Consider the following 12,502-nt stretch of genomic DNA (forward strand, 5'->3'; position numbering starts at 1 on the left):
GCTCCGCGTCCGAAGGGCGGCACCCCGTCAGGAGGGTGCCGCCCTTCGGCGTTCGTTCAGCGAAGCAGAGGTCCCGCGCCGGCCTCAGTACGCGCTGTCGACGTTGTCCATCGAGCCGTACTTGTCGGCCGCGTAGTTGCAGGCGGCGGTGATGTTCGCTACCGGGTCGTAGATGTCCCAGGAGGTGCCGGGGACGTGCCAGTGCTTGAAGGTCGGCGGGATGACCTGCAGCAGGCCCTTCGACGGGATGCCGTTGATGGCGTTGATGTCCCAGTTGTTGATCGCCCGCGGGTTGCCCGAGGACTCCCGGATGATGTTGCGCTTGATGCCCTCGTAGGAGCCGGGGATCCCGTGCTTCTTCATGACGTCGAGGGACTCGCGGATCCAGCCGTCGAGGTTGTTCGGGTAGCTCTTCTGGGCGGCCTTCTTCGCCTCGGCGCGCTTGGCGGCGCGGCTCGCGGCCTCCTTGGCCTGGCGCTCGGCCGCGGCCTTCTTCTTCGCCGCCTCGGCGGCGGCCTTCTTCTTGGCGGCCGCGGCGGCCTCGGCCTTCTTCTTGGCAGCTATCTGCTCCGCCTTGACGCTGGCGCCGGCCATCTGGTCGGTGACGCTCGCCTTGACGTCCTTGATCTGCTCCGTGCTGAACGCCACCGCAGCCGGCTGAGCGGCCTCGGTCGTGGTCGTGGTCGAGGCACCGCTCGGCACCGCGGAGAAACCGATGGCGGCGGCACCGAGGGTGGCGACACCCGCCATGGCGATCTTGTGGTGACGGGTCAGGCTACGACTCTGAACACGGCTGAAGATGTTCTTGGGCATGCTGGTGTGGACCTCTTCGAATAGCGCGGGAGTCGCTCGGCGTCCGGCGTTGGACTCGGTGTGTTTCCGACACGAACGCCGCGGGGGCAGAACCCACGGCGCTGAGCGACGAGAGCCATTCTTAGCGGCCGCAAAATCGCGAGGCAAAGGTGTGACGTACGAAGGAAGATAGTGGATCAGGGAGGGGCAAATCGGGGCAGATTGGACGATCTGCGCCGCTCAATAGGGGCGACTTTGTCTCCTATGCACTTTCGTACGTGACGTGCGCCCTATGCGCGGGCTCACATCGCCCGCCGCGCCTTCTCACCACCCGTTGCACGAGCGATGCTCTGTGTGAGGGCCTTTTCAGGGCAGGACGAGGTGCACGTCCCCGAACTCGTGCCACAGATAGCGGCCTTGCAGCGCCGCCGCGTAACCCCGCTCGACCGCCTCCCGGCCCGCGACCGCCTCCAGCATCAGCAGATGCGAGGCCTCCGGCTCGTGCAGCCCGGTCAGCAGCCCGTCCACGGCCCGTACCCCCCGCTCCGGCGTGACGACCAGGTCCGTCCAACCCGCACGCGCGCGGACGACCCCGGCGGCGTCCACCGCCGACTCCACGGCCCGCACCGCCGTCGTCCCCACCGCCACCACCCGGCCCCCGCCCGCCCGCGCCTCCTCGATCAGACGCGCCGACGCCTCCGGCACCGTGAACCGCTCCGGATACGGCGGCTCGTGCGCCTCCGCCGACGCCACCCCCGCGTGCAGCGTGACCGGCGCGAACCACACCCCCCGGCGCACCAGCTCCGCGACCAGCCGCGCCGTGAAGGGCCGTGCCGCACTCGGCATCTCCGCACTGCCCTCCCCGTCGGCAGACGGCAGCGCGAACACCGTCTGGTAGACGGACAGCGGCTGGTCCCGCTCCGTGTAGGCGTAACGGATGGGCCGCCCGTACTCCCGCAGCAGCCCCGGTATCCCGGGCCCGGAGACCCGCGCCCACCACAACCGCTCGCTCCGCGCGCTCACCGGCTCCTCCAGCACCAGCCGCACACCCCCGGGCAGGCACACCTCCCTGCCCGCGGGCCCGCCCGCACGCGCGCGCGTGGTGCCGCGCCCGTCGGGCTCCCGCAGCTCCACCGCCCAGCGGCCGTCGTCCCCACGCGTGGAGAAGTGCACCACCACGCGCGCGTGCCCGGACCGCCCGTCGACGGCCGCCGCCAGCGTGGCGGAGGTGTTGACCACGAACACGTCCCCGGCCCGCACCAGCCCCGGCAGCTCCGCGAACGTGTGATGGGCGACCTCGGCACCCCGCGAGACCAGCAGCCGCACGGCGTCCCGGTCCAGCCCCGGCCCCCGCTGCTCGGCCGGCACCCGGGCCGACAGCTCGCGGGGCACCCGCACCCCGAGCGTCATACGGCGCCGTCCACCAGGGCCGCGGCCGCGTACCGGCCGCTCGCCGGCCGCTCGTCCAGCAGCCGCAGGAACCCCGGCACCACCGTCTCGGGCGCGGGCCGCGGCTCCCGGTCCTCCGGCACGGCCGCCGCGTAGAGGTCCGTGGCCATGTCCCCGGGGTCCACGGCCCAGACCCGCAGCCCCGGCTCCTCCACGGCGAGCACCGCCGCCAGCTGGTCCAGGGCCGCCTTCGACGCCCCGTAGCCGCCCCAGGTCTCGTACGCCTCCGCCGCCGCGTCCGAACTGACCACCACCACCGTGCCCGCAGCGGAGGCCCGCAGCAGCGCCAGTCCCTCCTGGACCAGGCCCAGGCAGGCCACCAGGTTCACCTCCAGCGCCCGTCGCAGCCCCGGAAGCGGCAGCTCCTCCAGCCGGACCAGCGGCTCGATGCCCAGCGCGCTCGCGTTGTGCACCAGCAGGTCGAGCCCGCCCAGCCGCCACGCCGCCTCGACCAGCTTCGAGCGGTGAGCCGCGTCCGTGACGTCCCCCGGCAGGGCCCGCACCCGCACCCCGTGCGCGGAGACCGCCTCGGCCGTGTCGGCCAGGGCCTGCGCACCCCTCGCGTCGAGCACCAGGTCCCAGCCCCGCCCGGCCAGGCCCTCGGCGAGCGCCCGGCCCAGGCCCTTCGACGCCCCGGTGATGATCGCAACAGGCATGATCAGCTCCCTCGTCGTGACCGAAGTGCCCTCACCGTAGAAACGGACCCGCCCCCACCGCCTCCGCCCCGGGCCGCAACCCACCGGGGCCCTTCGCCCTACGCCACCGGCCCACCGCCCCCGGACCTAGGGCCTGTCGTTCGGATCATGACGCAGACGCGGGGTCCGGCACGCGCGTCTGCGGCGTTGTCGTCGGTTGCCGACGCTCCGCGTCGACGCCCTCCTCCGCCTTGCAGTCGCACGCACCAGACCCCGCTCACCGGCACCGACCAGCACTGCCGGCTTCCTGCGACTTGATCCGAACGACAGGCCCTAGGCCGGCCACCGGCCCGGCCCGGCCGCCCGGCCCCGGTCCTACGCCACCCCGCCCGGCGCCTCCGTCCCGCGGCCTAGGTCCACGGACCGGGCCCGCGCGGCCACCGGCCCGATCCCCGCCGTCACAGCCCGCCGGTACCGTGAGGACATGAGCCACGGCCCCCGGTCCGGCCTCGCCGCGGTGAGCTCCGCGTTGCTGGCCATGAGCAGACACCTGGAGGTGCGCGACGTCCTCAAGACGATCGTCGCCTCCGCCCGCGAACTGCTCGACGCGCAGTACGCGGCGCTCGGCGTCCCGGACGACCACGGCGGCTTCGCCCAGTTCGTCGTCGACGGCGTCAGCGAGGAGCAGTGGAAGGCCATCGGCCCCCTCCCGCGCCAGCACGGCATCCTCGCCGCGATGCTCCACGAGGCCCGGTCCGAGCGCCTCGCCGACGTCCGCAAGGACCCCCGCTTCGAAGGCTGGCCCAAGGCCCACCCCGACCTCGTCGACTTCCTGGGCCTGCCCATCCGGGACGGCGACGAGGTGATCGGAGCCCTGTTCCTCGCGAACAAGAACTGCCCGAAGCCCGAGGGCAGCTGCGGCTTCACCCAGGACGACGAGGAACTGCTCGGCATCCTCGCCCAGCACGCCGCGATCGCCCTCACCAACGCCCGCCTCTACGAGCGAAGCCGCGAACTGACCATCGCCGAGGAACGCTCACGCCTGGCCCACGAACTGCACGACGCGGTCAGCCAGAAGCTGTTCTCGCTGCGTCTGACGGCGCAGGCCGCGGCCCGGCTGGTCGACCGCGACCCCTCCCGCGCCAAGGGCGAACTGCAGCAGGTGGCGGCCCTGGCCGCCGAGGCCGCCGACGAACTGCGCGCGGCCGTGGTGGAGTTGCGCCCGGCCGCACTCGACGAGGACGGCCTGGTGGCGACCCTGCGCACGCAGATCCAGGTCCTCGACCGCGCCCACAGCGCCCGCGTGACGTTCACCGGCCACGGCGTGAAGGCCCTGCCCGCCTCTCAGGAGGAGGCCCTGCTGCGCGTCGCCCAGGAGGCCCTGCACAACGCCCTGCGCCACTCCGGCGCCGACCACGTCGACGTGACCCTGGAGCGCCGCGGCCACGGCGCGGTCCTGCGGGTCACGGACGACGGCAGCGGTTTCGACCCGCAGGCGGTCCGCCGCGCGGGGCGCCACCTCGGCCTGGTCTCGATGCGGGACCGGGCGGGCGGCGCCGGCGGCTCGCTGACCGTGGAATCGGCGCCCGGCAAGGGCACCACGATCGAGATGGAGGTCCCCGGTGGCTGACGCGATCAAGGTCCTGCTCGTCGACGACCACCAGGTCGTCCGCCGGGGCCTGCGCACGTTCCTGGAAGTGCAGGACGACATCGAGGTGGTCGGCGAGGCGGCCGACGGCGCCGAAGGCGTCGACCGCGCCGAGGAGTTGCGGCCCGACGTCATCCTCATGGACGTCAAGATGCCGGGCATGGACGGCGTCGACGCCCTGCGCAGACTCCGCGAGCTGGACAACCCCGCGCGCGTGCTGGTCGTCACCAGCTTCACCGAGCAGCGCACGGTGGTCCCGGCCCTGCGCGCGGGTGCCGCCGGGTACGTCTACAAGGACGTCGACCCCGACGCCCTCGCCGGGGCCATCCGCTCGGTGCACGCCGGGCACATCCTGCTCCAGCCGGAGGTCGCCGGCGCCCTGCTCTCCCAGGAGGAGGCCAACTCCGGCCCCGGCAGGGGCGGTTCACTCACCGAGCGGGAGCGCGAGGTGCTCGGCCTGATAGCGGACGGCCGTTCCAACCGGGAGATCGCCCGTGCGCTCGTCCTCTCCGAGAAGACCGTCAAGACCCACGTCTCGAACATCCTGATGAAACTCGACCTGGCCGACCGGACCCAGGCCGCGCTGTGGGCCGTCCGCCATGGTGTGACGGGCTGACACGCTCACCCCACGGCAACCCGGAAGGTTGCGTTCCGGACCGAGATTCATACTGTCGTGGGAACGTCCCCCATATGGCGCATCCTCCCTGGATCTCCGCCGTTCTCCAGTGCGTGCTGCGGCGCCTGCCGCGGCAATCGCAAGGAGGGCTCAGAAGTGAAGAACCTGAAGAAGGCAGCGGCCGTGACGATGGTGACCGGTGGCCTGCTGGCCGCGGGCGCGGGCATGGCCTCCGCCACCAGCGCGCACGCCGACGGCCAGGCCGCCGGCTCCCCGGGTGTCGGCTCGGGCAACGTCATCCAGGCCCCGGTGCACGTCCCGGTCAACGTCTCCGGCAACAGCGTGAACGTCGTGGGCGTCCTGAACCCCGCCTTCGGCAACCTCGCCGTCAACCACTGACACCCCGTCTCCGCCCCCGAGCCGGAGACAACCCCGGCCTCCCGGCCCCACCCGGGAGGCCGGCCCGCTCAGCTGCGGGCAGTGGTGCCGCAGAGCAGCGGGCACACGTGCCGCACAGCTGCGGGCAGTCGTGCCGCTGGGGCGGCACGGGTGGGCGCAGGCAGTACCCCGCAACGCCGGGCTGCGCAACGCCGTGACCTCAGCACCGACACCGAGCACCACACAACCCCCCGTCACCGCACAACCTCACCGCACTCCCCGCTCCCGCTCCTCCACAACGGAGTTGTACGCCGCGACCTGCGCCCGCCGAGCCGTCCGCTCCACCGGCCGCAACGCCTCCCGCCGCGCGGAGATCTCGGACGAGCTCACCGCACCCCCGTGCCCCCGCTCCGTGGCCACCCCGATCAACGTCCCCACCCGCTGCGCCAGCTCCAGCACGCGCACCGCCCGCGGCGGGTACCCCGGCGCCAGCACCTCCCACCCCCGCTCGGCCCGAGCCCGGTACGCGTCGATCGCCGCCTCCGCCACCGGCCCCGACCCGGCGACGTCCAGCCGCGTCAGCACCTCGGTCGCCTCCCGCAGGGCCTCCGCGAGCTCCCGCTCCGCCTCGCCCAGCGACGGCACATCCGCGGGCGGCGCCTCCCGCACGGGCAGCACATGCCACACCACCTCGACCTGCACCCCTTCGGGCCCGGCCTCGTACACGTCCGGCACCAGCCCGAGCGCGGCCCCGTGACAGACCACCGCCTCCTCGGCCTCCAGCGCCCGCGCGTTGAACTCCGGCGGCCCGCTCAGCCCCAGCGGATGCCCCGGCGCCGGCAGCGCCACCCGCAGCCCGGTCACCCCGAGCGCGCGCAACCGCCCCAACGCGAGCGTCAGCCCGACCTGGCCCGACTCACCGGGCAGCCCCTCCACCCGATGCACCGCGTCCTCGCCGACGATGGCGAGCACGGCGTCATCCGGCGAGACAAGTCCGGCCAAAAGGGCATTTCCCCAAGCTGCGAGACGTCCAGCGCGTGGTTCCGTGAGCATGCTCCCACCCTAGGACCCCCCAAGGACCGGACCGAGGGAATGCCCCGGCCGACCAGTGGCGTAGATTTCATGGAGGGCTGCGCCCACCGGCGCGGCGGACCGAGCCACAGGCGTACGCGACAGCCGAGACCGGCCACACTGCAAGGGGAGACAACGCGCTCATGAGCGATGTTCTGGAGCTTCAGGACGTATCCGTGGTCCGCGAGGGCCGGGCTCTGGTGGACCAGGTCTCCTGGTCGGTCAAGGAGGGCGAGCGCTGGGTCATCCTCGGCCCGAACGGCGCCGGCAAGACCACCCTCCTCAACCTCGCTTCCACCTACCTCTACCCCAGCTCGGGCACCACCACCATCCTCGGCGAGACCCTCGGCCGCCCCGGCACCGACGTCTTCGAACTGCGCCCCCGCATCGGCATGGCCGGCATCGCCATGACCGAAAAGCTCCCCAAGCGCCAGACGGTCCTGGAGACGGTCCTCACCGCCGCGTACGGCATGACCGCCACCTGGCACGAGGACTACGAGGAGATCGACGAGCAGCGCGCCCGCGCCTTCCTCGACCGCCTCGGCATGAGCGACTACCTGGACCGCAAGTTCGGCACCCTCTCCGAGGGCGAGCGCAAGCGCACCCTCATCGCCCGCGCCCTGATGACCGACCCCGAGCTGCTCCTGCTCGACGAGCCGGCCGCCGGCCTCGACCTCGGCGGACGCGAGGACCTCGTCCGCCGTCTCGGCCGCCTCGCCCGCGACCCCATCGCCCCCTCGATGCTCATGGTCACCCACCACGTCGAGGAGATCCCGCCGGGCTTCACCCACGTCCTCATGATCCGCCAGGGCAAGGTCCTCGCCGCCGGCCCGCTGGAGCTCGAACTGACCTCCCGCAACCTCTCCCTCTGCTTCGGCCTCCCGCTCGTCGTCGAACAGGTGGGCGAGCGCTGGACCGCCCAGGGCCTGCCGCTGTCCTGAACCGCCCGAGCGCCGGGCAAGTCCCAGGGTAAGAAGGGCATTTACCCGCTGGGCGCCCTGTCGGCGACAGGGGCCTCGGTCCTACGATGACCACGTGGACATCGACGCATGGCTGTGGTGGCTGATCGGCGCGACGGCGCTCGGCATCGCGCTCGTGATCACCGCGATGCCGGAACTGGGCATGCTCGCGGTGGGAGCCATCGCCGCGGCGGTGGTCACCGGCGTCTTCGGCGGCGGAGCCGTCGCCCAGGTCGTCGTCTTCGCCGTCATCTCGACCGCGGGCATCGCCGTCGTACGGCCCATCGCGAACCGGCACCGCTCCCAGCGGCCCCAACTCGCCACCGGGGTGGACGCGTTGAAGGGCAGACAAGCCGTCGTCCTGGAACGCGTCGACGCGTCCGGCGGCCGGATCAAGCTGGCCGGAGAAGTCTGGTCGGCCCGCGCCCTCGACACCGACCGCGCCTACGAAGTGGGCCAGGAAGTGGACGTCGTGGACATCGAGGGTGCCACCGCGATCGTCATGTGACCTCGCACGACGTAACTGGGGCGAACTCCTCGCCAGCTACGCGACGGTCTGTCAGACTCGACCAGCAAGATCTTCGACAACCATAAGATCTGCCGAAGGCGCCGCAGCGGAGAAGGGACACGGGGAACGACGATGGAACCGGTCATCATCGTCCTGATCATTCTGGTGGTGTTGGTCTTCATCGCCCTGATCAAGACGATCCAAGTCATCCCACAGGCCAGTGCGGCCATCGTCGAGCGCTTCGGCCGCTACACGCGGACGCTCAACGCGGGGCTCAACATCGTCGTCCCGTTCATCGACACGATCCGCAACCGCATCGACCTGCGCGAGCAGGTCGTGCCCTTCCCGCCCCAGCCGGTGATCACCCAGGACAACCTGGTCGTCAACATCGACACCGTCATCTACTACCAGGTGACCGACGCACGGGCCGCCACCTACGAAGTCGCCAGCTACATCCAGGCGATCGAGCAGCTCACCGTCACCACCCTCCGCAACATCATCGGCGGCATGGACCTGGAGCGGACCCTGACCTCCCGCGAGGAGATCAACGCGGCCCTGCGCGGCGTCCTCGACGAGGCCACCGGCAAGTGGGGCATCCGCGTCAACCGCGTCGAGCTCAAGGCGATCGAACCGCCCACCTCCATCCAGGACTCGATGGAGAAGCAGATGCGCGCCGACCGTGACAAGCGCGCCGCGATCCTCCAGGCCGAGGGTGTCCGGCAGTCCGAGATCCTGCGCGCGGAAGGCGAGAAGCAGTCCCAGATCCTGCGCGCCGAAGGTGAGGCCAAGGCCGCCGCCCTGCGCGCCGAGGGCGAGGCCCAGGCCGTCCGCACGGTCTTCGAGGCCATCCACGCCGGCGACCCGGACCAGAAGCTTCTCTCCTACCAGTACCTCCAGATGCTCCCGAAGATCGCCGAGGGCGACGCCAACAAGCTCTGGATCGTCCCCAGCGAGATCGGCGACGCCCTCAAGGGCCTCTCCGGCGCGATGGGCAACTTCGGCGGCATCGGCGGAGGTTCCGGAAACGGCGGGACCGGAGCCCAGGTCCCCGCCCAGGAGCGCCGCGAGAAGCCGTCCATCGACTGAGAGCACCCACAACGCAACGGTTCCCCGCGCCCACCGTCTTTCGGGGGCGCGGGGAACAGCGCGATCAACCACGACGAACCCGCCCGCAGCCGCAGAGCTACCCAGGCCCCACGGCGCCGGCTCACGCCGCGTCCAGCACCAGCCAATCCGGCAGCGCCGCAAAGTCCTCCTGCGCCAGCGTCAGCAGCATCGCGTCCGCCGGAGTCGGCTCGAACGGCTGCCGCAGCAGCGGCATCCCCGCCTCGTCCGGAGTCCGGTTCGCCTTGCGGTGATTGTCCTCGGCACACGAGGCCACCGTGTTCAGCCACGTGTCCTGACCGCCCTGCGACCGCGGCACCACGTGGTCCACGGTCGTCGCCCGCCTCCCGCAGTACGCGCACCGGTGCCGGTCCCGCACCAGCACACCGCGCCTCGACCACGGCGCTCGTCTTCGGAACGGCACCCGTACGTACTGGCAGAGCCTGATCACGCGGGGCGCCGGTATGTCGACCGCGGCTCCCCGCATACGCAGCTCGGGGTGGGCCTGCTCGACGACGGCCTTGTCCTGAAGCACCAGAACGACGGCTCGGTTCAGCGTCACCGTCGACAACGGCTCGAAGCTCGCGTTGAGTACCAGCGTGTCCCGCATACCAGCCCACCTCCCGTGTGCACCGGCCCACCCCCTGGCGGGCTGGGATCAACTCTGGCCGGGCACGCCGAGATGGACAACGCAATATCTGCTGCTCCCACGGGGGGTGACCCCCGTGCCCCCGGCAACAAAAATGCCCGCTCCTGATCAATTCCAAGACCAGGAGCGGGCAAACGTTCCATGAACTCCGGGATCGCGCGGGCGACCGGCTCAGTCCTCGGCGGGCACCTCGTACTCGCCGATCAGCTGGGCGCGGCCGATCGTGTGGAACCGCAGGTTGAAGCCCACGGCGGCCGGCGAGGCGTCCGCGTCCGGACCGAGCTTCTCCTGGTCCACGGCGTACACGGTGAACACGTACCGGTGCGGCCCGTCACCGGGCGGGGGCGCGGCACCGCCGAAGTCCCGGCTGCCGTAGTCGTTGCGCGCGTGGATCGCGCCCTCCGGCAGCCCCTCGAACTTGCCGCTGCCCGCACCCACCGGCAGCTCCGTCACCGAAGCCGGGATGTCGAACAGCACCCAGTGCCAGAACCCGCTGCCCGTGGGGGCGTCGGGGTCGTAGCAGGTCACGGCGAAGCTCTTGGTCTCAGGCGGGAAGCCTTCCCACCGCAGCTGCGGCGAGGTGTTGCCGGCCGCGTAGACCTGAGCGTCCTTGAGCGTCGCCCCTTCCTGGACGTCCTCACTCGTCACCGTGAACGAGGGCACGGGCGGGTGGAAGTCGTGGGGGAGCGGCCGCCGCTTGAGCTCGGTCACCTCGGTACCTCCTGATCGGTTCCAGCAGTCGCTCCCGAGCCTAGGCCCTCCTCTAGAACCAGTTGCGCTTGCTCCCCACCTCGGAGAGCCACTGGTTGAGGTACGCCGTCCAGTCCGTGCCCTGGTAGTCGTTGAGCCCCACCTGGAACGACCGGAAGGTGTCGCTGCCCTCGCTGAACAGACCCGGCTTCTTGTCCATCTCCAGCACCACGTCCATGGCGTGCTCGTCGGCCACGAAGCTCAGCTCGACCTGGTGCAGCCCGCGGTACTGCTGCGGCGGGAAGAACTCGATCTCCTGGTAGAACGGCAGCTTCTGCCGCGTACCCCGGATGACACCCCGCTCCATGTCCGCGTTCTTGAACCAGAAGCCCAGCTGGATGAAGGCGTCGAGGATCGCCTTCTGCGCCGGCAGCGGATGCACGTTGACCGGGTCCAGGTCACTGGAGTCCACCGCGCGCGCGATCTCCAGCTCCGTGGACACCCCGATGTTCATGCCGCGCAGCGCCTGACCGTCGATCATCGTGATCGGGGTCTCCCACGGGATCTCCAGCCCGAACTGCACCGCGTGCACCGCGTTCGCCTGCAGCTCGAAGGCACCGCCCAGCCGCGACTTCGTGAACTCGATGTCCTGCTTGTACTCCTGGTCGCCGCTCTCCACCTCGACCTTGGCCTGCAGCCCGACCGAGAGCCCCTCGATCTGCTGGTTCACGGACCCGCCCTGGATCCGCACCTCGCCCTGGACGACACCGCCCGGCACGACGTTGACCTCGTGCAGCACCGTCTCGACCGAAGCCCCGCCGGCCCCCAGGCTCGCGAGCAGCTTCTTGAACGCCATGTCTCTCCCTCTCGCCCACTACGGGTGGATCCCTGATCCCTGTAAACGCGATCCGACCGTGGCCGGTTCCACATGCTCACCCTGACAAGGCCGGTGCCCTGAGGCCACCCCGCGGCACCACGCGTCTCCAGTACCCTCGGACGGCATGATCGCGACCCCCGACCGTACGCCCCTGCCCAGGGAGTTCTTCGACCGGCCCGTTCTGGACGTCGCCCCCGACCTCCTCGGCCGCATCCTGGTCCGCACCACCCCGGACGGTCCGATCGCCCTCCGCCTCACCGAGGTGGAGGCCTACGACGGCGCGGACGACCCCGGCTCCCACGCCTATCGCGGTCGCACCGCCCGCAACGAGGTGATGTTCGGCCCGCCCGGACACGTGTACGTCTACTTCACCTACGGCATGTGGTTCTGCATGAACCTCGTGTGCGGTCCCGAGGGAAAGGCGAGCGCGGTCCTGCTGCGCGCGGGCGAGATCATCGAGGGCGCCGAGCTGGCCCGCATCCGTCGACTCTCGGCCCGCAACGACAAGGAACTGGCCAAAGGCCCGGCCCGTCTTGCCACGGCCCTGAACGTGGACCGCTCCCTCGACGGCACGGACGCGTGCACCGCCGGCGACACCCCTCTCCGCATGCTGACCGGCACCCCGGTGCCCCCCGACCAGGTACGCAACGGTCCCCGCACCGGCGTCTCGGGCGAAGGCGCCGTACACCCATGGCGCTTCTGGGTCGCCGACGACCCGACGGTCAGCCCATACCGGGCCCATGTCCCCAGGCGCCGCCGAAGTTGACTCGCCCAGGCTGGGTGCGTAATGTAGCCCGAGCCGCTTGAACCGGGTACGGCGTTCGCCAGCAGCCGGAAGCGGCCAAACCACTACCTAGCTACCTCCCCTCAGCAGGGGCGAATTCGGCGTGCCCGCATGCCTGAATTCGATGCCGAAGGACTCGATTATGAGTTGGACGGCGAATCGGCTAACGTAGTGAATGTCGAAAGGCCGACGGGCGAAAGCCCGGGCCGGAAGGCAAATCCCGCCGACAGGGAATCGGATCGAAAAGGATCTGATAGAGTCGGAAACGCAAGACCGAAGGGAAGCGCCCGGAGGAAAGCCCGAGAGGGTGAGTACAAAGGAAGCGACCGTTCCTTGAGAACT

General features: G+C 71.0%; 14 protein-coding genes. 7 read left to right on the forward strand and 7 right to left on the reverse strand.

Going from position 1 to position 12,502, the window contains the following annotated elements; all coding sequences use genetic code 11:
• Window positions 1–84 precede the first annotated feature (84 nt).
• The 3 genes from CHR28_RS28175 to CHR28_RS28185 all read right to left on the reverse strand — a co-directional run bounded on the left by CHR28_RS28175 (window position 85) and on the right by CHR28_RS28185 (window position 2,897).
• Window positions 85–813, reverse strand: coding sequence for a transglycosylase SLT domain-containing protein (locus tag CHR28_RS28175; RefSeq protein ID WP_094056508.1), 729 nt, complete (start codon window positions 811–813; stop codon window positions 85–87).
• A 345-nt stretch (window positions 814–1,158) separates the two neighbouring features.
• Window positions 1,159–2,202: an S-adenosylmethionine:tRNA ribosyltransferase-isomerase gene (locus tag CHR28_RS28180; protein WP_094056509.1), complete on the reverse strand. Its 1,044-nt coding sequence runs from the start codon at window positions 2,200–2,202 to the stop codon at window positions 1,159–1,161.
• Entirely contained in the window at window positions 2,199–2,897 is a 699-nt protein-coding gene (locus tag CHR28_RS28185; protein ID WP_094056510.1) for an SDR family NAD(P)-dependent oxidoreductase, read from the reverse strand. Before CHR28_RS28185 ends, CHR28_RS28180 begins: the two co-directional genes overlap by 4 nt.
• A gap of 463 nt (window positions 2,898–3,360) precedes the next feature.
• Between CHR28_RS28185 and CHR28_RS28190 the strand changes: the two genes are divergently transcribed.
• The 3 genes from CHR28_RS28190 (at window position 3,361) to CHR28_RS28200 (ending at window position 5,539) form a co-directional block, all read left to right on the forward strand.
• Entirely contained in the window at window positions 3,361–4,506 is a 1,146-nt protein-coding gene (locus CHR28_RS28190; protein WP_094056511.1) for a GAF domain-containing sensor histidine kinase, read from the forward strand.
• Window positions 4,499–5,140: a response regulator gene (locus CHR28_RS28195; protein WP_031118965.1), complete on the forward strand. Its 642-nt coding sequence runs from the start codon at window positions 4,499–4,501 to the stop codon at window positions 5,138–5,140. Before CHR28_RS28190 ends, CHR28_RS28195 begins: the two co-directional genes overlap by 8 nt.
• A gap of 156 nt (window positions 5,141–5,296) precedes the next feature.
• Window positions 5,297–5,539 carry a chaplin gene (locus CHR28_RS28200; RefSeq protein ID WP_094056512.1) on the forward strand — a complete coding sequence of 81 codons (243 nt, stop codon included), beginning with the start codon at window positions 5,297–5,299 and terminating at the stop codon, window positions 5,537–5,539.
• A 246-nt stretch (window positions 5,540–5,785) separates the two neighbouring features.
• On the opposite strand, the gene CHR28_RS28205 is transcribed toward CHR28_RS28200, so the two are convergent.
• Window positions 5,786–6,571: a hypothetical protein gene (locus CHR28_RS28205; protein WP_094056513.1), complete on the reverse strand. Its 786-nt coding sequence runs from the start codon at window positions 6,569–6,571 to the stop codon at window positions 5,786–5,788.
• A gap of 161 nt (window positions 6,572–6,732) precedes the next feature.
• On the opposite strand from CHR28_RS28205, the gene CHR28_RS28210 reads away from it, so the two are divergent.
• The 3 genes from CHR28_RS28210 (at window position 6,733) to CHR28_RS28220 (ending at window position 9,142) form a co-directional block, all read left to right on the forward strand.
• Window positions 6,733–7,530 carry an ABC transporter ATP-binding protein gene (locus tag CHR28_RS28210; protein WP_094056514.1) on the forward strand — a complete coding sequence of 266 codons (798 nt, stop codon included), beginning with the start codon at window positions 6,733–6,735 and terminating at the stop codon, window positions 7,528–7,530.
• A gap of 94 nt (window positions 7,531–7,624) precedes the next feature.
• Window positions 7,625–8,056 carry an NfeD family protein gene (locus tag CHR28_RS28215; RefSeq protein ID WP_094056515.1) on the forward strand — a complete coding sequence of 144 codons (432 nt, stop codon included), beginning with the start codon at window positions 7,625–7,627 and terminating at the stop codon, window positions 8,054–8,056.
• 132 nt (window positions 8,057–8,188) lie between these two features.
• The gene (locus CHR28_RS28220) at window positions 8,189–9,142 is read left to right on the forward strand and encodes an SPFH domain-containing protein (protein ID WP_094056516.1); all 954 of its coding nucleotides are present in this window, start codon (window positions 8,189–8,191) and stop codon (window positions 9,140–9,142) included.
• A 121-nt stretch (window positions 9,143–9,263) separates the two neighbouring features.
• Here CHR28_RS28220 and CHR28_RS28225 read toward each other — a convergent pair whose 3' ends face one another.
• From CHR28_RS28225 to CHR28_RS28235, 3 genes are all read right to left on the reverse strand, one after another.
• Window positions 9,264–9,770, reverse strand: coding sequence for an HNH endonuclease (locus tag CHR28_RS28225; RefSeq protein WP_094056517.1), 507 nt, complete (start codon window positions 9,768–9,770; stop codon window positions 9,264–9,266).
• Window positions 9,771–9,980: 210 nt separating this feature from the next.
• Window positions 9,981–10,520 (reverse strand): YbhB/YbcL family Raf kinase inhibitor-like protein, encoded by a 540-nt coding sequence (locus CHR28_RS28230; protein ID WP_094056518.1) that lies wholly within the window; start codon window positions 10,518–10,520, stop codon window positions 9,981–9,983.
• 52 nt (window positions 10,521–10,572) lie between these two features.
• On the reverse strand, window positions 10,573–11,355 hold the full coding sequence (locus tag CHR28_RS28235; protein WP_094056519.1) for a sporulation protein: 783 nt from the start codon (window positions 11,353–11,355) through the stop codon (window positions 10,573–10,575).
• A 145-nt stretch (window positions 11,356–11,500) separates the two neighbouring features.
• On the opposite strand from CHR28_RS28235, the gene CHR28_RS28240 reads away from it, so the two are divergent.
• Window positions 11,501–12,142, forward strand: a complete 642-nt coding sequence (locus CHR28_RS28240) for a DNA-3-methyladenine glycosylase (protein WP_094056520.1) — start codon at window positions 11,501–11,503, stop codon at window positions 12,140–12,142.
• Window positions 12,143–12,502 lie beyond the last annotated feature (360 nt).

The sequence above is a fragment of the Streptomyces sp. XY006 genome (assembly GCF_002237655.1).
GTDB classification, from domain to species: Bacteria; Actinomycetota; Actinomycetes; order Streptomycetales; family Streptomycetaceae; genus Streptomyces; species Streptomyces levis.

Bases quoted from the DNA above. Each gene is read 5' to 3' on its own strand.
- CHR28_RS28175 (WP_094056508.1), bottom strand. From the start codon at position 813: ATGCCCAAGAACATCTTCAGCCGTGTTCAGAGTCGTAGCCTGACCCGT.
- CHR28_RS28180 (WP_094056509.1), bottom strand. From the start codon at position 2,202: ATGACGCTCGGGGTGCGGGTGCCCCGCGAGCTGTCGGCCCGGGTGCCG.
- CHR28_RS28185 (WP_094056510.1), bottom strand. From the start codon at position 2,897: ATGCCTGTTGCGATCATCACCGGGGCGTCGAAGGGCCTGGGCCGGGCG.
- CHR28_RS28190 (WP_094056511.1), top strand. From the start codon at position 3,361: ATGAGCCACGGCCCCCGGTCCGGCCTCGCCGCGGTGAGCTCCGCGTTG.
- CHR28_RS28205 (WP_094056513.1), bottom strand. From the start codon at position 6,571: ATGCTCACGGAACCACGCGCTGGACGTCTCGCAGCTTGGGGAAATGCC.
- CHR28_RS28210 (WP_094056514.1), top strand. From the start codon at position 6,733: ATGAGCGATGTTCTGGAGCTTCAGGACGTATCCGTGGTCCGCGAGGGC.
- CHR28_RS28220 (WP_094056516.1), top strand. From the start codon at position 8,189: ATGGAACCGGTCATCATCGTCCTGATCATTCTGGTGGTGTTGGTCTTC.
- CHR28_RS28225 (WP_094056517.1), bottom strand. From the start codon at position 9,770: ATGCGGGACACGCTGGTACTCAACGCGAGCTTCGAGCCGTTGTCGACG.
- CHR28_RS28235 (WP_094056519.1), bottom strand. From the start codon at position 11,355: ATGGCGTTCAAGAAGCTGCTCGCGAGCCTGGGGGCCGGCGGGGCTTCG.
- CHR28_RS28240 (WP_094056520.1), top strand. From the start codon at position 11,501: ATGATCGCGACCCCCGACCGTACGCCCCTGCCCAGGGAGTTCTTCGAC.